The sequence below is a fragment of the Mesorhizobium sp. W016 genome, from assembly GCF_054719485.1.
On record NZ_JBTTIF010000002.1, the window covers coordinates 2849101 to 2869871 of the forward strand.

Genomic DNA, 20771 nt, shown 5'->3' on the forward strand with positions numbered 1-20771 from the left:
TGGAGGTGACCATGACACGCGACGACATCATTTCGGTGTTGGGGCCGGTAGACGAGGCAGTCATAGCCGACATCGCGCTGACCGGCGCCACCCTTCAAGAACTGCGCGAGGCGTTCGCCTGGCTCGGTGCCGACGAGGCGCTGGTCAACGAGGGCCGCCCCTTGCCGGGAACGAAGGTGGCGCGGCTGATCGAACTCCTCGATATGCCGGACGACGAGGACGGTCCACAGACGGTGGCGGCGCAGGGGTTAGGGCAGTAGGGTCCTGACTACTGCGGTTTCCCATTCATTTCACGCCCTCGACAGCAGCCGGCGCATGATCAGCGAGGCATGGCCGGCGACGCCGTGCGCGGCCGGGCGGTGTTCGACCACCTCGAAACCGTGCTTGCGATAGAAGGCGATCGCCTGGTCGTTGCCCTCGATCACTTCCAGCGCAATGCTGGGGATGCCGGCATGCGCGACAAGCACCGCGTGCAGCAGGTCGGTGGCGAGCCCGCTGCCGAACTCTGACTTGTCGATGTGCAGCCGGTCGAGCAGGACATCGCCACGATCGTCCATCGCCGCCATCGCGTAGCCGGCGATCGAACCGTCCGGCCGTTCGGCCACGAACGACATCTTGTTGTCGTCCAGAAGTTCGGCTGGCAGCCGCTCGGGCGCATGCTTGTCGTCCGAGAGGCGTGCCGTGGTCTCGGGTCCCAGGATCGGCGAATAGGTGCGCCGCCAAGACTCTCCCAGCAGCCGCGATACCGACGCTACATCGTTCTCTGTCATCGCCCTGATCTGAACCATGGCCGATCCCTTACCGCCTCACCCGCGACTTCAGCCAACGATCGAAGGCCACGGCCAGGATCAGGATCAGGCCGATGACGATGCTTTGTGTGTAGGAAGAGACATTGTTGAACTGTAGCCCGTTCTGCAGCACGCCGATGAGTGCTGCGCCCACCACCGTGCCGCCGACCGAGCCGATGCCGCCGAATAGCGAGGTGCCGCCGATGACCACGGCCGAAATCACCGTAAGCTCGTAGCCGATGCCGGCCACGGCTTCGGAGGAGTTGAGCCGTGCTGACAAAACGAAGGCGGCCAGCCCGGCGAAGAAGCCGACGATGACATAGACCGAGATCAGAATGCGGTCGACGCGCAGGCCCGAAAGGCGCGCGGCCTCGGCATTGCCGCCGACGGCATAGACGGCGCGGCCATAGCGCGTATAGCGCAGCACGATGTGGCACAGGATGGCCGCCACCGCGAAGATGATCGCCGGCACCGGCACCGGTCCGATGAGCCCGGTGCCGAACCAGCGCATCGAGGCGTCGAAGCCGGAGATCGGTCCGCCATTGGAGATGGTCAGCGTCAGGCCGCGAAACACGGTGAGCCCACCCAGCGTGACGACGAAGGGCGGCACTTTCAGCCGGGTGATGGCAAAGCCCTGGACGCCGCCGGCCAGCGCCCCGACGATGACGGCGGCAAGCAAGGCGGCGAACCAGCCATATCCTTGCGTGCCCGTGGTCGACAGCGACAGCGTGTTGGCGGTGCCGCCCTTGGCCACCACCGCCGCCACCATGCCGCAGAAGGCGAGCAGCGAGCCGACCGACAGGTCGATGCCGGCAGTGAGGATGACGAAAGTCATGCCAAGCGCGATCAGCCCGGTGATCGAGATCTGCCTCAAAATGTTGAACAGGTTGATTGGATCGATGAAGCTCGGCTTCAGCACGGTGAAGATGACGATCAACACCGCCAGGAACATCAGCGGCCCAAAACTCATCAGAAGCCGCGCGATGTTGATGCCGCTGCGCTGGGTCTGTTCGGTGGTGCTGGTCATTGCATCGCGTCCTGCTTGCGGTCGAGCGCCATCAGTTCCATCAGTTTTTCCTCGGTCGCTTCGATGCCCGGCATTTCGCCGGTGATACGGCCGCGCCGCATGGTGACGATGCGATCCGACACCGCCAGCACTTCCGGCAGCTCCGACGAGATCATCATGATGGCGATGCCGCGTGCGGCAAGCTGCACCAGGATCTGGTGCACTTCGGCCTTGGCGCCGACATCGACGCCGCGCGTCGGCTCGTCGACGATAAGTACTTTCGGGTCGCGCGCCAGCCAGCGGGCCAGGATGACTTTTTGCTGGTTGCCGCCGGACAGGCCCTCGATCGCCTGGTCGGGCGAGGCCATGCGGATCGACAGTGCCTTGCGATAGCCGGCCAGCGCCTCGCGCTCGCGCCGTTCGGCCATGAAGCCGGCCCCATTGCTGTAGCGGCCGAGCGAGGCGATCGAGAAATTGTTGAGAATGCCCAGTGCTGCAAAGATCGCCTGGTGCTTGCGGTCTTCCGGCACCAGCCCGATGCCGAGTTTGATGGCGTCTGCGGGGGAGGCCGGGGCGATCGGCTTACCGTCGAGCGCAATCGTGCCGGCGGCGATGCGGTCGGCGCCGAAAATGGCGCGGGCAAGCTCGGTGCGGCCGGAACCGACGAGACCGGCAACGCCGAGGATTTCGCCGGCCTTCACATCGAGGTCGACGCCTTCGAGCACGATGGCGTGCGGCGCCAGCGGATCGCGCACCGTTCGCAAGCCTCGCACCGAGAGCCGGACCTCGCCGGCGACGTCGCGCTGCGTCGGCCGCGCGTAGAGTTCGGAGGCGGCGCGGCCGACCATCTTCTCGATGATCTTCGGCATCTGGATGGGCCGGCCGTCGCGGTCGAGATGACCGGCCACCCTGCCGTCCCGCAGCACGGTCATGCGGTCGCAAATGGCGGACGCTTCTTCCAGCCGGTGGGTGACGAACATGATGGCGACACCGTCCTTGCGCAGCCTGTCCATGATCGACATCAGTTTCTGCACCTCGGTCTCGGTCAGCGCCGAGGTCGGCTCGTCCATGATGATCAGGCGGCTTTCCAGCGACAGAGCGCGGGCGATTTCGACCAGCTGCTGTTCGGCTACCGACAGCGAGGACACCGGCGTCGCCGGATCGATGTCGAGACCGACGCGGGCGATGATCGCGCGCGAGGCGTCCTCCATCCTGCGCCAGCTGACCAGCCCGAGCGGCCCGAGCGGCGCGCGGCCGATGAAAATGTTTTCCGCAACCGTCAGCGTCGGGATCAGGCTCAGTTCCTGATAGATGGTGACGATGCCATGCCGCTTCGCATCCTGCGGACTGGACGGCGCGTAGTCGGCGCCGTCGAAGACGATGCGGCCGCTTGACGGCGGCATCACGCCGGACAGGATTTTCAACAGCGTCGACTTGCCGGCGCCGTTCTCGCCGAGCAGGCCAAGGATCTCACTGGGCCGCACCTCGAGCGAAACGTCGATGAGCGCGGTGACGCCGGAAAAATGCTTGGTCACGCCTTCGACGGAAAGGAGCGGGGGCGATGATGCGGTGGGTTCAACGGCGGACAAGCATTGCTCCCGGATTGCGATAGGCAGCGGGACAGCGCCCCCCTCTGTCCTGCCGGACATCTCCCCCACACGGGGGGAGATCAGCAGTTTTGCCGGCAGCACTATTTCTATAACGTTGGCGATTGGCGAAAGCAGACGTGACGGCCAATCTCCCCCCAAGTGAGGGCGATGTCCGGCAGGACAGAGGGGGGCGCGACAGAGCGCGACCTCCACCCGTCATGGGCCCTACTTTCACTTCGTCTCGTTCAACCTCTCCGCCTTGTCGAGATTGTCCTTGCCGATGACGATCGGCGTCAACAGCACCAGCTTCTCCTTCGGCTCGGTCTTGTCCCTGGCGAAGGCGACCGCGATCTGCACCGCCTTGCGCGACTGTTCGCCGGGGAACTGCTCGACCGTGCCGGCGAGCTTGCCGTCGCGCACGGCGACCAGCGCTTCCGGCAGCGCGTCGAAGCCGTAGATCTTGACGTCGGTGAAGTTGCGCGCGGCACAGGCTTCGAGCGCGCCGAGCGCCATGTCGTCATTGGCGCAGATGATGGCGTCCGGCTTGCCGTTGGCGGCAAGCCCGGCCTCGGTCACCGACAGCGCTTCGGCGCGGGCGAAATTAGCGGTCTGCTCGAAGATGATCTGGTACTTGTCCTTGAGCGGATCGAGCACATTGTGGACGCCTTTGTTGCGGTCGATCGCGGGCCCGGCACCCGGCTGGCCCTGCAAATGGAACAGCTTGGCGCCGTTCGGGAACGCCGCCACCATGGCCTGCGCCTCGGCTTCGCCACCCTTGACGTTGTCGGCGCCGACATGGGCGAGAATGCCCTCGACGCCGTCGACGCGGCGGTCGATCGTCACCACCGGAACGCCGGCCTTGACCGCTTCCTCGATCGCCGGCGCCAGCGCGTTGACGTCAAGCGGCGAAATCACGATGGCGTTGACCTTCTGCACAAGTGCGGCCTCGATGTCGGCGGTCTGCTTCGGCGCCGAGTTCTGGCCGTCGCTCTCGGTCAGATTGACGCCTTGCGCCTGCGCCTCCGCCTTGATCTCGTTCAGCATGTGCACAAAGAACGGAAAGCCGAGATTGGGCACCGAGCCCAATATGGTCAATTTGTCGGCGGCAAAGGCCATGGGCGCGGCCAGCGCCATGGCGCCGGTCGCCACGGTCGACAACAGGAATTCGCGTCTGTTCATCAGATATCCTCCACATGAACGCAGGAGCCCGAAACCGGGAGCGGCTCGGGACGGTACTTGCGTCAATTCAAAAATGGAGTGTCCTGTGACCGCCCCGAGGGGACGCGAGGCGCTCCAGCCGGTCCGCCGCAACGTTCTCCTCCGCACGGCGCCGACCCGAGGATGCTAGCCAAGGAAAATCGATTACGCAAGGTGAGGCGAGGGGCTGAAACTGCTAATCTCCCCCCTTGTGGGGGAGATGTCCGGCAGGACAGAGGGGGGCGCTGTCCCGCCGACATTGGCCAATTTCACTTACATCTTTGAGCTAACCTCTACGCAGAATACTTGATGCGGGCGATCCTTCGCGCCCCCCTCTGCCTTGCCAGGCATCTCCCCCACGAGGGGGGAGATTGGCAGCTTAGACGCCTCTACCTGTCGATCGTTGTCATCACCCGCTCATTGTAGCGCGGCCCTGAGACCTTGCCCGGCGCAAGGGCTGCGTCGAGCGCAGCTATCTCGGCCGCGTCGAGCGTGATCGCGGCCGCAGCAACATTTTCTTCGAGATACTTGCGCCGCTTTGTCCCCGGGATCGGCACGATGTCAATGCCGAAACCGTCGCCCTTGCCGAGCACCCAGGCCAGCGCGATCTGTGCGTGCTTTGCCCCTTTGGCCGCGGCCACCTCCTGCACCGCAGCCGCAGCCGCGACATTGGCGTCGTAGTTGGCGCCCTGATAGCGGGGGTCGCCGCGGCGGAAATCGCCTTCCGGATAATCCTCGGCGCGCTTGACGTCGCCGGCGAGGAAACCGCGGCCGAGCGGCGCGAACGGCACCAGGCCGATGCCGAGCTTTTTGAGCAGCGGGATGATCTCCGGCTCCAGATTGCGCTCCCAAAGCGAATACTCGCTCTGCAGCGCCGAGACAGGGTGCACGGCATGCGCACGGCCGATATTCGCCGCGCCCGCTTCCGACAGGCCGAAGAAGCGCACCTTGCCATCGGCAACCAGCCGGCCGACCGTGCCGGCGACGTCTTCCATCGGCACCGCCGGATCGACGCGATGCTGGTAGTAAAGGTCGATATGGTCGGTGCCGAGCCGCTTCAGCGAGCCCTCCAGCGCCTCGCGGATATGGTCGGGCCGGCTGTCACGCTCCGTGCCGACCTGTCTGCCGTTTTCGATGCGGAAGCCGAATTTGGTGGCAAGGGTCACCTCATCGCGCCGGCCCTTCAGCGCCCGCCCGAGCAGTTCTTCATTGGCATAAGCGCCGTAGACTTCCGCCGTGTCGAGGAAGGTACAGCCGAGTTCGATGGCTCGGTGCAGGGTGGCGATCAATTCCGCCTCGTCGGCAGGGCCGTAGGACTGGCTCATGCCCATGCAGCCGAGGCCGATCACCGAGACCTGCAGCCCCTGGCTGCCGAGTTTGCGGGTGCTGAGGGTCATTGCCGTTCTCCTTGGGGCTGAGGAAAACTATAGCGGCCGCTCCTCCAGTTTCCATAGCTGTTCGGCGGAAGAACAGCGCTTCCCTTGACAAAACCCAGCCGCAAGCGCCTTTGCTGGCGGCCATTGGGGGCCATGGGGATACCAATGAAGAAGATCTACGAGAAGCCGACGCGGAACCGGCGTCAGCAGCTCTCGCGCGTCACCGCGCTCATAATCCCTCGGACCACTAACCGAATATTGTCGTCGCCATTGCAAAGCCCACTGCCGAGGCGCAGCGGTTTTTTGCTGCCGTTGGATCGTAGCGCTGCCAGAAGCAGGCGGTCAAAATTGACAGAGCGGCCGATCTCCAGCATCCTTATGCCGCCGCCATGTCTTGCGGTCTTGTGTATGAGTGAGCCATGGCCAGTTCCGTCACCAGCCAGAATTCCAAGCGCGCCGCGGTGCGCAAGGCGCTCGACCGCCACAAGGTGTACGTCACCGCGCAAAGCTTTTCCGGCGGCGTCTACTCGGCCCGCGTGCTGGTCGACGGCGAGGCCTACTGGGTCGACGAATTCCGGCTGAGCCAGCTGCAGCAGGGGCTGTCGCCGGCCGAGCTTGAGTTGATGCCGGCTGCTGACGATTGAGCGTGATCTTCGTTCCTTCGCACCGTGCTGGGAAATCTGAAATGTTGGCGGGACAGCACCCCCCTCTGTCCTGCCGGACATCTCCCCCGCAAGGGGGGAGATTGGCAGCTTCATCGACGGCGCCTATCTTGCGACGGTGGGGATTGGCGAAAGCATCAGCGACATCCGATCTCCCTCCTTGCGGGGGAGATGTCCGGCAGGACAGAGGGGGGTGTGACGGAATGCGGCGCTGGGAAAGCGCCGCTCCTACCTGATCCATGCCAAACCCGCCCAAGCTCAAGGCCTATCGCGCCAAGCGCGAATTTACGAAGACGCCGGAACCGGCGGGCGGGGTCATTTCAGGCGACGGCAACCGCTTCGTCGTCCACAAGCATCACGCCACCGCCGACCATTACGATTTGCGCCTGCAGGTCGGCGGCGTGCTGAAAAGCTGGGCGGTGCCGCGCGGGCCCTCGCTCAACCCGGCCGACAAGCGGCTCGCAGTCGAGACCGAGGACCATCCGCTCGAATATATCGACTTCGAGGGCGTCATTCCCGAAGGCGAATATGGCGGCGGGCCGATGATCGTCTGGGACACCGGCACCTGGGCACCGATGGACGATGTCGACAAGAGCCTGCGCACCGGCGCCTTCAAGTTCCGGCTGGCCGGCGACAAGTTGAATGGCGGCTGGATGCTGACCCGTCTGAAGCCCAAGCCCGGCGAAGACAGCGAGAAGAAAAACTGGCTGCTGTTCAAGGAGCGCGATCTCGCCGCCGATACCGGCCTCGACATCCTGGAAGCGCGGCCGGAAAGCGTGAAGTCCGGCAAGCGGATCGAGGAGCTGGTGGCGCCGCCGAGGAAGCCGGCCCGCCTGCCGCCCAAGCCCGGCGCGCTGAAACCCGGCGCGTTGTCCGGTGCGGTCAGGGGCGATCCGCCGTCGCGCATCGAGCCGCAGCTCGCCACGCAGGTGCCGAAACCGCCGGGCGGGCCGGTGGAAGACACAGGTGAACTCTGGCTGCATGAAATAAAATTCGACGGCTATCGTACCATGGCGCATGTCGGAGATGGCGAGGTCAGGTTGATCACCCGCGGCGGCATCGACTGGACGAAGCGTTACGGCGACCTGCCGCAAGCCTTTTCCCGGCTACCGCTCAGCCAGGCGATCATCGACGGCGAGATCATGGTGCTGGACGAGAAGGGCATCTCGCGTTTCGCGCTGCTGCAGGATGCGCTGTCGGCGGGTGCGGGCAGCAAGCTCCATTTCTATGCCTTCGACCTGCTGCATCTCGACGGCTGGGACCTCCGCAAGGCGCCGCTCGCAAGACGCAAGGCCTTGCTCGCCGAACTGCTAGCCGGGCAGGGCGCCAACTCCGCCATCCAGCTGAGCGACCATGTCGAAGGCGACGGGCAGGGGCTTTACGATCAGGCCTCGATCCTTGGGCTGGAAGGCGTCGTCTCCAAGCGCGCCAACGCCATCTACCAGAGCGGCCGCACCAAGACCTGGACCAAGGTCAAGGCGCTGGAGACCGGCGATTTCATCATCGCCGGCTACACCGTTTCCGACGCGGCCGAAGGACTGGCGGCAATCGGCATGGCTGAATTCGCGGATGGTGAACTGCACTATCGCGGCAAGGTTGGCACCGGCTTCGATGCCGCGACGGCGGGCGACTTGCTGGCCCGGCTGCAGCCGCTGCGCGACGGCGCGACAGCACCCGAGGGTGTGCCGCGCGAGATCATGCGCGAGATGAAATGGGTGCGGCCGATGCTGTCGGCCCGCATCCACTACGCCAACCGAACGGCGGACAATTCGCTGCGCCACGGTGTGTTTCGGGGCTTGCGCGATGTCGGCCTGTCGACGCCGGTGTCGCCGAAGCGCAAGCGGCTGATCGCCGAAGCCGATCTCGCCACCATCTGGGTGACCAATCCGGAGCGGCGGCTGTTCGGCAAGACCGGACCGACCAAACTCGACATCGCCGTCTATTACGCGCTGGTCGGCGATTTCATGCTGCCGCATATCATGGGCCGCCCGGTGTCGCTGGTGCGCTGCCCGACGGGCCTGCCGAAGGACTGTTTCTTCCAGCGCCACGCCTTCACCGGCATGCCGCCGTCGGTGGTCACTTTTGACGCCACCAACTCCGAAGGTGAAACCAAATCCTATCTGTCGGTCGAGGGAGCAAAAGGCTATCTGGCACTCGCGCAGTTCGGCGTCGTTGAGTTCCACACCTGGGGCACGCATCGCTTGAGCCTCGACAAGCCCGACCAGATCGTTTTCGATCTCGATCCGGGTGAGGGCATCGCCTGGCGCGAAGTGGTCGAGGCCGCCGTCCACATCAAGGGCGAATTGGAGCGGTTCGGCCTGGTGCCGTTCGCCAAGACATCCGGCGGCAGCGGCATCCACATAACCGTGCCGGTGACGCAAAAGCAGAACTGGAAGAAGCTGCACCAGGCGACCAGCGCCATCTCCACGCACTTGGCGGCCACCGCGCCCGACACTTTCACCACCACAATGGGCAAGGAAAACCGCAGGCGCCGCATCTTCATCGACTATCACCGCAACGCGCGCGGCCACACCTCCGCCGCCCCCTATTCGCTGCGCGCCCGCACCAACCTGCCGGCGTCGACGCCGGTGAGTTGGGCAGACCTTGAGACGATCGATACGCCGCAGGATCTGAACTATTCGTCCTTGCCGGGGCTGTTGGCGACGTCGGGCGATCCGTGGGCGGACATGGAGGATTTCGCAAGAGATTTGCCGTTGTTTTCGGGGAAGTAGATCGGGAGGTGTTGGCGATCCGGCACACCCCCCTCTGTCCTGCCGGACATCTCCCCCGCAAGGGGGGAGATCGGATGTCGCCTCTGCTTTCGCCAATCGCAAACCTTGCAAGAGGAGCGATAAGGTTGAAGCTGCCAATCTCCCCACTTGCCGGGGAGATGTCCGGCAGGACAGAGGGGGGTGCTGTCCCTCCGGCATGACTTACTTCCCCAAGTCCATCGACCATGCGGACAATTTGAATTATCCTCCGTCGGTGCCCTCCAGCTCACCTGGAAGGTTTCGTCAGGAATTTGCCGGTATGTTTGGGGCCGGTGTAGGATTTCCGCAGCACCATTCGTCCTTTGGACGAAGCGCTGCGTAAGCATGATCCCGAAACGTGGGAACCGGTTTTCGGAGAAGATCATGCTCAGTCTGAAATGTCAGTGCATGGCCGCGTAGGAGAGTATCATGGCGCCCAGGGCAAGTTGGAAAGGTTACCTCAAGCTCAGCCTCGTCAGCTGTCCGGTCCGGCTCTATCCGGCAACGACGACCAGCGAGCGCATATCGTTCAACCAATTGCACAAGAAGACCCACAACCGCATCAACATGAAGCCGGTCGACCCTGAACTCGGCCTCGTCGAGCGCGCGGACTTGGTCAAGGGTTACGAATACGAGGACAAGCAGTACATCATCATCGATGAGGCCGACCTCGAAGCAGTGCGCATCGAATCCAATCACACGATGAACATCGAGGCCTTCGTCGACGAAGACGAGGTCGACGTCATTTATCAGGATGCGCCGTACTACATGGCGCCGGATGGCGCCATGGCGGAGGAAACCTTCGCCGTGCTGCGCGAGGCAATGCGCAAATCCGGCAAGCTGGCCATTGCCCGCCTTGTCCTGTCCAGCCGCGAGCGCGTGGTGACGATCGGCGCGCGCGAGAATGGCATGTTCGTGTGTACGTTGAGGAACCCGAACGAAGTGCGCGGCACGGCTGAATATTTCGGCAACATCCCGGCTGGCAAGCCGGATCCCGAAATGCTGCAATTGGCCGAAGCGCTGATCAAGCAGAAGGAAACCACCTTCGATCCGAAGAATTATGAGGACCGCTACGAGATCGCGCTGATGACGATGATCCGCGAGAAACTGAAGGGCCATAAGCCGATCATTGCGGCGGCGCCCGAGCGTGGCAATGTCATCAACCTCATGGATGCGTTGAAGGCGAGCCTGTCGCAATCAGCCAAGCCGCCGGCCAAGTCGAAGAGCAAGGCCGACGACGCTGAAAAACCTGCCGCCAAGGCTAAGGCGGGTGCGGCCAAGGAAAACCCGTTAAAGGCCAATCTGCTCATGGCCGTCGGCAAGAGCAAGGGGTGACGGCGCCGACCGGTATAATCCCGGGCGCCGTCTTCGGCGCCATCGGCGCGCTGGCGGCATTTCCGCTGCGGCTCGCGGCCCGTGAGGTGGAGCGTCAGCACGGCCAGTTGCGGCGCGGCGTCACCAGGCGCACCAGCCATGTTGTGTTCGGCCGAACGCTGATCGCCAAGGCCGGCACGGCGAAGGGCGGCGATGCCGAGATTGAACGCCGTGTTGCCGCCGAGCGTGCCGCCGGCCGAACGCTCCTTAGCGAAAATGGCTTCCTGCGCCTGCTCGGTCTGATGAAGGCGCCGGAGGCGTCTTCGCTATCCAGGCAGTCGCTCGTCGACCAGTCCAGACTGTCCGGTGCCGACCTCGACCTGCTCAGCCTGTTCGACGCCTTCGAGCACGATTGTGAACCCTACTCGTTCCGCGATCTGATCCTTGCCCGCAAATATGCCGGGCTGGTCGCCGGCGGTGCATCCTGGGGCGCGATCGCGCGCTCCGTGCATCGCTCCGGTCCGGTCGCTTCGCTCACCGCCAAATCGCTCAATGTCGGCTCGCAGCATGGCCGGCCCGATCAGATCTATCTCGAGGATGGCCAGAGCGAACTCGACGGCCAGCTGCTGTTCGATCTCGGCAGCGCAAGCGCAGCCGGCGACGACACGCTGGAAGAATTGTTCGCCGAGGCTGAAAGCGCGGAAGAGGAGGGCCGGCACGACGATGCCGCGGCGCTCTACCAACGCTGCCTCAGCATCGATCCGAGCGACGCCATCGCCGCGTTCAACCGCGCCAATTGCTTGCGTGGCGCCGGTCGCGTGGCCGACGCGGCGCATGACTATGCAAGAGCGATCAAGCTCGATCCGGCGTTCGTCGAGGCCTGGTTCAACCTCGCCGGGCTGATGAGCGACGAAGGCAAGATCGCCTCGGCGCGCCGGCATCTGGTCAAGGCAATCGCGCTCGACAAGAGCTACGCCGATCCGGTGTTCAACCTTGCCCGGCTGGAGTTCGACGCCGGCAATCTGACCGAAGCCCGCCGCCACTGGGTGCGCTATCTCGAACTCGATGCTGACAGCGAATGGGCGCGCACTGCGCAAAAGGGGATACAGTTCGTCGATCTGCAGCTGGCGCGGACGGCGGGGTGAGGCTGCCGTGGATAATCTTGTTCAGATTTCGAGTATGGGATTAACCGCGTGCTTCATCGTTTGGCGGTGCGGGAGGCCCGCGAGCTGCTCTTCTACTGGAGCAATGGCTGGAATTTTTTCGAAGACAGCAAAATCAATTGGGCCACATATTACAACCGCAGAACTTGGCCATTTCCCCAGCGCCCCGAGGACCGTATGTCGAACAAGCAGCGCGTTTGCTTCGGCCGGCCATTCTTCATCGTGCTCGTGGGGTTTTTTGCAGTCATTTTCACCCATGTTACCCTGCATCCGGAGCAGTGGCGTAAGGAAGTTCACGGTTCCAAAACCACCTACCACTATATCGGGGTCCCGCAGCCTGATGCCCACTAGCTTCCTCTTCGACGGCTTTGACACAGCCCCGGTCACCATCGTGCTGGCCCACGGCGCCGGCGCATCGATGGATTCGCCTTCGATGACCGCCACCGCCAAGGCGCTCGCCACCGCCGGCTTCCAGGTCGCGCGCTTTGAATTCCACTATATGGCGGCCCGCCGCTATGGCCAGCGCAAGCCGCCGCCGCGCGCCGAGACGGTCAACCCGGAATACATAAAGGCCATCGCCGATCTGAGAGCCATGGGCGTCACCGGGCCGCTCATCATCGGCGGCAAGTCGATGGGCGGGCGCGTCGCCTCGATGGTTGCCGACGAGATGTTCGCCAAGGGCGAGATTTCGGGCCTCGTCTGCCTCGGCTATCCCTTTCATCCGCCGGCCAAGCCAGAGCAGCTCAGGACAAAACATCTCGCCGACCTCAAGACGCCGACGCTGATCTTCCAGGGCACCCGCGACGAGTTCGGCACGAAAGAAGAGGTCGCGACCTACGGCCTTTCCAAAGCCATCGAGGTGATCTGGCTGGAGGATGGCGACCACGACCTCAAGCCGCGCAAGAGCGTGTCGGGTTTTTCGACCGCCGATCATTTGAAGACGCTGGCCGGGACGGTGAAGGCGTGGACAGGGCGGATCGTTTCCTGATCGCCAAATGCAAATCGCCACCTTCAATATCAACAACATCAACAGCCGGCTGCAAAACCTGCTGGCGTGGCTGGCGGCAGCCAAGCCCGATGTCGTCTGCCTGCAGGAGCTGAAGGCCCGCGACACGCAGTTTCCGCGCACGGCGCTTGCGGCGGCCGGCTACGGCGCGGTGTGGAAGGGCGAACCGACCTGGAATGGCGTCGCCATACTCGCGCGCGGGTCCAAGCCGGTGCTGACCCGTGACGTCCTGCCCGGCGATACCGCCGACAAGCAGAGCCGCTACATCGAGGCGGCCGTGAACGGCATCGTCATCGCTTGTCTCTACGCGCCCAACGGCAACCCGCAGCCGGGGCCGAAATTCCAGTACAAGCTGGCGTGGCACGCGCGGCTGGAGGCGCATGCCGCAGAACTGTTCGACACCGGCCTGCCGGTGGCGCTGGTCGGCGACTACAACATCGTGCCCGAGCCGCGCGACATCTACGCCACCCGCTCCTATGACGACAACGCGCTGGTGCAGCCGGAAAGCCGGGCGTCGTTCCAGCGTCTGCTCGAGCAGGGCTGGACCGATGCGCTCCGCAAGAAGCATCCGAAGGAAACGCTCTACACATTCTGGGATTATCGCCGCAACCGCTGGCCGCGCGATGCCGGGCTGCGGCTCGACCACATCTTGCTGTCGAAGAAACTGGCGCGCCGCCTCACCGCTGCCGGCATCGACCGCGATGTCAGAGGTGAGGACGGCGCCAGCGACCACGCGCCGGTATGGGTCGAATTGAAGTGAATTTGGCTGCGTGATCGCGCCCACTTTCGTGGGCGCAGTTTTGCGCTATTTGTTTCGCTGCGGCGGCCGCATGATGAGCAAGGTGCGGCACCGGAGGGGGAGTCCGATGGACAGGTTGGCCGAAAGGCTGTTTGCGCTTCCGCTGCTGGCGGCCGCTTTGGCTTGTCTGGTGCGGGCGTATCTGCTGCTCGGCGACAGAGATTTCAGCTGGAGCGGGATCGATCACATGCTGCACGGCCCAGCCACGCTGCGACCGGTGGTGTTCCTGACCGTCGGCGGGCTTTGCCTGCTTGGCGCCCTGTTGTTCTGGGCCGGACTGCTGCCGGGTCGGCGAAGCCAGCCTGCTGGAACGCCGCTTTTTGGCCGCGACGCCGAGATCGACCCAAAGGGCCGCCCCGGTCTGCGGCGCGCCTTCCTCATGTTGCCGGTGCTCGCCGTGTTGGCGCTGCTGGCCGACCACTTCCCTTGGGCGCGTGACGCCGGCCCGGGCGCTGAGGTGGCCGCCCCGAACGAACCCAAAGCCGAGCCGAAGGACCAGGGCATCGACGGTGTCCCGCCGGACCTGGCGACGCCACCGGCCCCGCCGAGTTCGCCGCAGGTCACCATGCCGCCCGAGCCAACTCCGCCGGTGCAGGCAGCCAAACCGCCCGAGCCGGCGCAGCCTACGCCTCCGGCTGCTCCCCCTCAGCCGCCACAAGTCGCACTCGCTCCGGCGACACCGCCACCGGAGACTGCTCCACCGCCGGCTCCGGCCACGCCACCGCAAACCGTCGCGCCGTTGCCGCCGCCTCCGCCGGCGCTGCCGACCGAGCCCGACGGCCACCGCGACGCCGTCGTCTGGCTCGCCGTCTCGGCCGATGGCCGCGACGTCATGAGCGCCAGCACCGACCATATGATCAAGCTCTGGGACATCGCCGGCAAGCGGCTGATCCGCAACCTTGGTGAACACAAGGACATGGCGCGCACGGCGCTGTTCATGCCCGACGGCGCAACCGCGCTGACCGCCGGCGACGATGGCGAGATCGTGCTGCGAAAGCTTGCCGACGGCGCGGTGCTGCATGTCTTCTCGTCGGGCGCGAATGGCGGCGTGCGTAAGCTGGCGATCAGCCCGGACGGCAAGCGCGCCGTCAGTGGCCACGACACCGGCAACGTCATCGTCTGGGATCTCGTCAACAAATCGGTGCTGCATGTGATGACCGGACATGACTGGCCGATCAGCACGGTCGCAATCTCGCCCGACGGCACGCGCGCGCTGAGCGGCTCCATCGACGGCACGCTGAAATTCTGGGACGTCGAAAGCGGCAAGCAATTGCGAAGCTGGCACGGCCACGAGCAGGGCACCTACGGCGCCGTCTTCACCGCCGACGGCCATCATGTCGTCACCGGCAGCGGCGACTACACGATCAAGCTCTGGGACCTCGACACGTTTAGGGAATTGCGCCGCTTCGAGGGCCACGAAGGCACCGTCTATACGCTGGCGCTGTCGGCCGACGGCAAGCGCCTGGCCTCCGGCTCGCTCGACGGCACGGCGCGGCTGTGGGATCTCGGCACTGGAGACCAGATCGCCATGTTCGACAGCCGCACCGGCCCGATCTACGCCGTTGCCTTCGCCACCGACGGCACACTGGTCACCGGCGGCGACGATCGGACCATCAGGGATTGGCCGGCGGCTGGCGGCGATGGCGAAATCCTGTTCGCCGGCGCACCGCAGTAGCGACATCAAATGCTTTGGATATTCCAGAACAGCCTGGCTTGCGCTATGGATTACTGGTGGCTGCAAATGGATTGGGGACGGTGAGCAACAACGACTGGGCGCCCAAAGTGGATACACCTGTCTACAGCCCGCCCACGTCGCGTCGCCGAGGGGTCCTTACCGTCGTTCTGGTGTTGCTGGCGGCTTTTGTGCTGCTCGGTCCTGGCCGAAATTACTATGTGCAGTGGTCAGCGGCACAAAAGGGTGCAGCGGCTCTCCAGGCAAAGGATTATGCCGAGGTATTCCGTCAAATGAAGATCATGGCGGACGCTGGCAATGTTGACGCAAAAGGCCAGCTTGGTGCGCTGTACTGGCGCGGTGAGGGCGTGGCTCAGAACGACAGCCAGGCGGTGTATTGGTGGAAGAAATCCGCCGATGGCGGCAATGCGGAAGCCATAGCAGCACTGGGTCAGGCCTACCTTATGGGCAGGGGCGTTGAAAAGGACAGTCGGCTTGCCGAGAGTTTCTCACGAAAGGCCGCCGATAAAGACAACATGAATGGGCAGTACCAGCTCGGCGTGTTGTACTGGCAGGGCCAAGGGGTCGCGCAAAGTTATGAGCAGGCGCTCTATTGGTGGCGCAAGGCGGCCGATCAGGGGAGCGGGGAGGCTGAATATTCTCTCGGCCAAGTCTATTTAAATGGCCAAGGGGTCGAAAGAAACGATCAACTGGCGTTGAAGTTTTCCAGGCAGTCAGCCGACAAGGGCAATGCGAACGCTCAGTACGCCCTCGGCGTCCTGTATGCGCAGGGTCGGGGTGTTGCGCAAAGCTTCGAGCAGGCTGCCTCATGGTGGCGCAAGGCGGCTGACCAAGGAAGCCTGGAGGCCGCTTTCTGTCTCGGACGCGCCTACTATCGTAACCAAGGCGTCAAGAAGGATGATCAGGCCGCCATAGTGTGGGTGAGAAAGGCAGCCGATCTGGGTGAGCCGAATGCCCAGGCTTTGCTGGGCACTTTGTATTCGCGGGGCCACGGCGTTGAGCAGGATGACCGCCTTGCGTTCGGGTGGTGGATGAAGGCCGCAACCACCGGTCTGACAGAAGCGCAATACGCGGTGGCGGCCGCTTATGGCCAGGGAAAAGGCACCCCTAGGGACGACGGCCAGGCGTTTGCGTGGATGAGCAAGGCCGCCAATCAGGGCTTTGTGTTCGCCCAGTCGAATCTGGGCGGATATTATTCGATGGGCCAAGGCGTCGAGAAGAGCGCCGAGCAGGCGGTCTATTGGTGGCGCAAGGCCGCGGAAGCGGGGAATGCCGAAGCCGGTGCCAATCTGGCCCGGGCGTATTCGCTCGGCGAAGGCGTGGGACGGGACGATGCGTCGGCCGCGACTTGGGCGCAAAAGGCGTCCGACGGGCGAAACGCCGACGCTCAATATCTGCTTGGTATCCTCTACAGCCAGGGCCGCGGCGTTGCGCAAGACAATGATCTGGCCTTCCGATGGTGGATGAAGGCTGCTGTCCAAGGCCATGTGGTAGCGCAGTATAATGTCGGGGTCGGGTATCGGGACGGGCAGGGCGTCGGGAAGGATGAAAGGCAGGCATTCGAGTGGCTGAGCAAGGCTGCCGACAAGGACAATGACCTGGCGCAGTTCGCTCTCGGTGGACTGTATTGGGATGGTCTAGGCGTAACGAAGGACCCCGTTCAGGCGGCAAGGCTCTGGCGCAAAGCCGCCGACCAGCGCAATGCATTCGCGCAGAAAGCGCTCGGCACAGCCTATTCCGAGGGTGTTGGCGTTGCGCAAAGCAGTGCGGATGCGGCGGGCTGGTGGCTCAAGGCGGCGCGGCAGGGAAATGTCGATGCCCAGCTAGCCTTAGCGTATGCCTCGGCCAACGGCGTGGGCATTGCCAGAGACGACAAGGCTGCCGAGTCCTGGTGGCTGGAAGCCGCAAAGGCCGGCAGCGTCGATGCCGAGTTCAGTCTGGGCTCGCTCTACTACCGCGGCGTCGATGGGAAACCAAACTACAAGGAAGCCGCCAAATGGTTCTTCAAGGCGGCAGGCCACGGCAGTTCCGGCGCCAAGACCTATCTCGACCTGATGAAGGAAAACGGCCAGCTCGACAGCAAGATGCTGTGAGCCGAGTGCATAAGCGTCGCCGTCACGCCTTCCGTTTGAGGCGTGACACTCGCATCGCACGATGCGAAGACTCATTTGCCGCTGCACCTCGAGAATCCCATGCCCAACCTCCACATCGTCGAAGCCTCGATTGCCGATCTGCGGCGCGCGTTGGAAGACGGTACCGTCACCAGCGTCGAGCTGGCCGGCGCGTATCTCAGGCGCATCGCGCATTACGACCGCCATGGCATCGCGCTCAATGCCGTGGCGGTGCTTAACCCGGCAATGTTCGAGGAGGCGGCGGCGTCCGACCTGCGGCGGCGCAATGGCGCCACCCTCGGGCCGCTCGACGGCATCCCCTACACCGCCAAGGACAGCTATAAGGTGAAGGGCCTGACGGTGGCTGCTGGCTCGCCCGCCTTCGAGCATCTCGTCGCCAATGAGGACGCTTTCACCATTGCCAGGCTGAGGGCCGGTGGTGCTGTGCTGATCGGGCTGACCAACATGCCGCCAATGGCGAATGGCGGCATGCAGCGTGGCGTCTATGGCCGGGCCGAAAGCCCCTACAATGCAGATTACCTGACCGCCGCCTTCGCTTCCGGCTCGTCCAACGGTTCCGGCACCGCGACCGCCGCCAGCTTTGCCGCTTTCGGGCTGGGCGAGGAGACATGGTCTTCCGGCCGCGCGCCGGCGTCCAACAATGCACTTGTCGCCTACACGCCGTCGCGCGGCGTCATTTCGGTCAGGGGCAACTGGCCGCTGGTGCCGACCATGGATGTGGTGGTGCCGCACACGCGCGGCATTGCCGACATGCTGGAGCTGCTCGACGTGATCGTCGCCGACGATACCGAGACGCGCGGCGATTTCTGGCGCGCGCAGCCCTGGGTGTCGATCGCGAAAAGCGCTGCTCTCAGGCCGCCAAGCTACACTACACTCGCCTTGGAGGGCTCGTTGAAAGGCAAACGCCTCGGCGTGCCGAAAATGTATATCGGCCGCGACGGCGGCGCGCCCAAACCCATCGAGACCCGCGCCTCGGTGTTCGACCTCTGGCGGCAGGCGGCGCGTGATCTGGAAAAGCTCGGCGCGGAGGTGGTCGAGGTCGATTTCCCCGTCGTCTCGAACTATGAGCGCGACCGTCCGGGCACAAAAACCATGGTCGAACGCGGGCTGGTGCCGGAAGCATTCGCCGAGCGCGAAATCTGGGATCTCTGCATCTGGGGCTGGGACGATTTCCTGCGCGCCAATGCCGATCCGGTGGTCCCCGACCTGGCTGCGGTCGACGGCCCAAAGATTTTCCCGCAGCCGCCGGGCGCGCTGCCGGACCGCTATGGCGACGACGGTTTCGATCTGGCCGACTACGTCACGAGCGTCAAGCAGGGCGTGATGCCATTGCTGGATATCCCAACGCTGGCGGAAGGTCTGAAGGGATTGGAGGCGACGCGGCGCATCGACTTCGAGGACTGGCTGGACGAGCACAGGCTCGACGCTGTCGTGCTGCCGGCGGTCGCCGATGTCGGCCCGGCCGATGCCGACGTCAACGAGACCTCTGCAGCAATCGCCTGGCGCAACGGCACCTGGGTTGCCAATGGCAATCTGGTGTGGCGTCATCTTGGCATCCCGACCGTCACCGTGCCTATGGGAACGATGGCCGATATCGGCATGCCGGTCGGGCTGACCTTTGCGGGCAAGGCCTATGATGATGCGGAGTTGCTGCGGCTCGCCGGCGATTACGAGCGCGCCACCCAACGCCGCACGGCCCCGCCGCGCACGCCGGAATTGCCGGGCGATGTGTTTGCGCAACATGGTGGATCGAAGTCCAGCGATGCGCCGCCGCCGGCACTCAGGCTTGTTGCGGAGGCGATGGGGCAAGGAGACCAGGCCGAGATCGCCGTGACGGTTGAACTCGATGCGGAGACCGCTGGCGTCAAGGTTCACGTCAATGGCGAACCGGTCGCTCTGCGGCGCAGCGGCACAAGCTTTCACGGTCGCATCCTGGTGCCGGCCGGCGAGCACGAAAGAATGCACAGTGTGTGGCGAGGCGCTTACGGGTCGATCGTTACGGCCGTCATGCGGCTGGAGGATGGACGCACGGCTGGTGCTTACGTGGTCGCGGGTGGAATCGGGTGAGGGTACAGGTAATCTCCCCAAGGGGGAGATCAGCAGCTTCGCCGTCTTGACCCTCCCATCGCCCGCGTTATCTTCGCGCCATGTCAAACCTCGCTCCCCTCATCGTCATCGATCTCCAGACCAACATGTTCGACGGGCGCGTCGAGCCGCCGATCCATGATGCGCCGGGCATAGCCGAGCGTACCCGCTCGCTGATCGGCTGGGCGCGGCGCGAGGGGCGCCGGATAGCGTTCGTGCGGCATGACGGGCCGGCCGGCGATCCGCTGGCGCCGGGCGAGCCGGGTTGGCCGGTATGGCCGGAACTCGGCCAGGCCAAGGACGAGCCGACATTCTCCAAGACCGTCCGTAACGCCTTCTCGAATGCCGAGCTTGGCGCCTGGGTGGCCGGGCAGGGGGCCGGCGAAGTCGTGCTCGCCGGAGCGCAGACCGATTTCTGCATCGCCGGCACCGTCAAGGGCGCCCTGGCCGAAGGCTTCGGCGTCACTGTCGTTTCCGATGCGCACTCGACGCTGGACACTGAAGGCGAAACCGCGACCGAGATCATCGCCCGGTACAATGCGGACTTCACCGATGCCGGCGTCACGCTGGTGACGACGAAGGCGCTGACCGGCGACTGAAGCACCGCGCTTCGAAGAGTGGGAGACTGCCGTGCCAACCCTGAAATTGCCGGCCGAAGGCGGATGCCGCTGCGGACGTGTGCGGCTCAAGATTTCCGCAAAACCGCTTTTGACCATGGCTTGCCATTGCATCGGCTGCCAGCGCATGTCGGCCAGCGCCTATTCGCTGAGCGCTGCCATTCCCTCGGACGGGTTCGAGATCATGCAAGGCGAGCCGGTGATCGGCGGACTGCACGGCGCCTCGCGTCATTACTTCTGCCCACATTGCATGAGCTGGATGTTCACGCGCCCCGAAGGGCTCGACTGGTTCGTCAATCTGCGTCCGACCATGCTCGACGAGCCTGGCTGGTTCACGCCGTTCATCGAGACATGGACCAGCGAGAAGCTGCCTTGGGCAACCACGCCTGCGGTGCACAGTTACGAGGCGCTGCCGGCCTTTGAGGAATATGAGGGGCTGGTGGCCGAGTTTGCGGAAACTGCGAATCTCCCCCCTTGAGGGGGAGATGGCCAGCAGGCCAGAGGGGGTCGGTGCGACTGGGCTCGACGTCCTTGCTGCAGATGGAAGGTTGGCGCTTCACGCGCGGCGACCCCCTCTGTCGCCTTCGGCGACAT

At 64.4% G+C, this 20771-nt stretch carries 19 protein-coding genes; 13 read left to right on the top strand and 6 right to left on the bottom strand.

The window, feature by feature from the left end; translation table 11 throughout:
- Nucleotides 1-11 precede the first annotated feature (11 nt).
- Nucleotides 12-260, top strand: coding sequence for a hypothetical protein (locus ACYG9V_RS14190; protein WP_352764462.1), 249 nt, complete (start codon nucleotides 12-14; stop codon nucleotides 258-260).
- A 30-nt stretch (nucleotides 261-290) separates the two neighbouring features.
- On the opposite strand, the gene ACYG9V_RS14195 is transcribed toward ACYG9V_RS14190, so the two are convergent.
- The 6 genes from ACYG9V_RS14195 to ACYG9V_RS14220 all read right to left on the bottom strand — a co-directional run bounded on the left by ACYG9V_RS14195 (nucleotide 291) and on the right by ACYG9V_RS14220 (nucleotide 6330).
- The gene (locus ACYG9V_RS14195) at nucleotides 291-788 is read right to left on the bottom strand and encodes a GNAT family N-acetyltransferase (protein WP_352764465.1); all 498 of its coding nucleotides are present in this window, start codon (nucleotides 786-788) and stop codon (nucleotides 291-293) included.
- A 10-nt stretch (nucleotides 789-798) separates the two neighbouring features.
- Nucleotides 799-1815: an ABC transporter permease gene (locus tag ACYG9V_RS14200; protein WP_023673479.1), complete on the bottom strand. Its 1017-nt coding sequence runs from the start codon at nucleotides 1813-1815 to the stop codon at nucleotides 799-801.
- Nucleotides 1812-3443: a sugar ABC transporter ATP-binding protein gene (locus ACYG9V_RS14205; protein WP_460221962.1), complete on the bottom strand. Its 1632-nt coding sequence runs from the start codon at nucleotides 3441-3443 to the stop codon at nucleotides 1812-1814. The genes ACYG9V_RS14200 and ACYG9V_RS14205 overlap by 4 nt, the downstream gene beginning before the upstream one ends.
- A gap of 171 nt (nucleotides 3444-3614) precedes the next feature.
- The gene (locus ACYG9V_RS14210) at nucleotides 3615-4562 is read right to left on the bottom strand and encodes a substrate-binding domain-containing protein (protein ID WP_023673481.1); all 948 of its coding nucleotides are present in this window, start codon (nucleotides 4560-4562) and stop codon (nucleotides 3615-3617) included.
- A 407-nt stretch (nucleotides 4563-4969) separates the two neighbouring features.
- Nucleotides 4970-5977, bottom strand: coding sequence for an aldo/keto reductase (locus tag ACYG9V_RS14215; RefSeq protein ID WP_460221963.1), 1008 nt, complete (start codon nucleotides 5975-5977; stop codon nucleotides 4970-4972).
- A gap of 182 nt (nucleotides 5978-6159) precedes the next feature.
- Entirely contained in the window at nucleotides 6160-6330 is a 171-nt protein-coding gene (locus tag ACYG9V_RS14220; RefSeq protein ID WP_352764474.1) for a hypothetical protein, read from the bottom strand.
- 45 nt (nucleotides 6331-6375) lie between these two features.
- On the opposite strand from ACYG9V_RS14220, the gene ACYG9V_RS14225 reads away from it, so the two are divergent.
- From ACYG9V_RS14225 to ACYG9V_RS14280, 12 genes are all read left to right on the top strand, one after another.
- Nucleotides 6376-6600, top strand: a complete 225-nt coding sequence (locus ACYG9V_RS14225) for a hypothetical protein (protein ID WP_023689819.1) — start codon at nucleotides 6376-6378, stop codon at nucleotides 6598-6600.
- A gap of 257 nt (nucleotides 6601-6857) precedes the next feature.
- The gene (ligD, locus tag ACYG9V_RS14230; RefSeq protein ID WP_352764477.1) at nucleotides 6858-9350 is read left to right on the top strand and encodes a DNA ligase D; all 2493 of its coding nucleotides are present in this window, start codon (nucleotides 6858-6860) and stop codon (nucleotides 9348-9350) included.
- A 447-nt stretch (nucleotides 9351-9797) separates the two neighbouring features.
- Nucleotides 9798-10703, top strand: coding sequence for a non-homologous end joining protein Ku (ku, locus tag ACYG9V_RS14235; RefSeq protein ID WP_352764480.1), 906 nt, complete (start codon nucleotides 9798-9800; stop codon nucleotides 10701-10703).
- A complete protein-coding gene (locus ACYG9V_RS14240) occupies nucleotides 10700-11827 on the top strand; it encodes a tetratricopeptide repeat protein (RefSeq protein ID WP_023693781.1) in 1128 nt (375 codons plus the stop codon). The genes ku and ACYG9V_RS14240 overlap by 4 nt, the downstream gene beginning before the upstream one ends.
- A 48-nt stretch (nucleotides 11828-11875) precedes the next feature.
- Complete coding sequence (locus ACYG9V_RS14245) at nucleotides 11876-12196, top strand: hypothetical protein (RefSeq protein ID WP_352764483.1); 321 nt, start codon at nucleotides 11876-11878, stop codon at nucleotides 12194-12196.
- A complete protein-coding gene (locus ACYG9V_RS14250) occupies nucleotides 12186-12833 on the top strand; it encodes an alpha/beta hydrolase family protein (RefSeq protein WP_023712537.1) in 648 nt (215 codons plus the stop codon). Before ACYG9V_RS14245 ends, ACYG9V_RS14250 begins: the two co-directional genes overlap by 11 nt.
- Before the next feature lie 7 nt (nucleotides 12834-12840).
- On the top strand, nucleotides 12841-13611 hold the full coding sequence (locus ACYG9V_RS14255; RefSeq protein ID WP_023703074.1) for an exodeoxyribonuclease III: 771 nt from the start codon (nucleotides 12841-12843) through the stop codon (nucleotides 13609-13611).
- A gap of 106 nt (nucleotides 13612-13717) precedes the next feature.
- Complete coding sequence (locus tag ACYG9V_RS14260) at nucleotides 13718-15325, top strand: WD40 repeat domain-containing protein (RefSeq protein ID WP_352497244.1); 1608 nt, start codon at nucleotides 13718-13720, stop codon at nucleotides 15323-15325.
- An 80-nt stretch (nucleotides 15326-15405) separates the two neighbouring features.
- Nucleotides 15406-17436 (top strand): SEL1-like repeat protein, encoded by a 2031-nt coding sequence (locus ACYG9V_RS14265; protein ID WP_352764488.1) that lies wholly within the window; start codon nucleotides 15406-15408, stop codon nucleotides 17434-17436.
- A gap of 99 nt (nucleotides 17437-17535) precedes the next feature.
- On the top strand, nucleotides 17536-19542 hold the full coding sequence (locus tag ACYG9V_RS14270) for an amidase (RefSeq protein ID WP_352764490.1): 2007 nt from the start codon (nucleotides 17536-17538) through the stop codon (nucleotides 19540-19542).
- 80 nt (nucleotides 19543-19622) lie between these two features.
- Complete coding sequence (locus ACYG9V_RS14275; protein WP_023712542.1) at nucleotides 19623-20159, top strand: isochorismatase family protein; 537 nt, start codon at nucleotides 19623-19625, stop codon at nucleotides 20157-20159.
- Nucleotides 20160-20190: 31 nt separating this feature from the next.
- Entirely contained in the window at nucleotides 20191-20655 is a 465-nt protein-coding gene (locus tag ACYG9V_RS14280; protein WP_352445915.1) for a GFA family protein, read from the top strand.
- The last annotated feature ends 116 nt before the right edge of the window (nucleotides 20656-20771 follow it).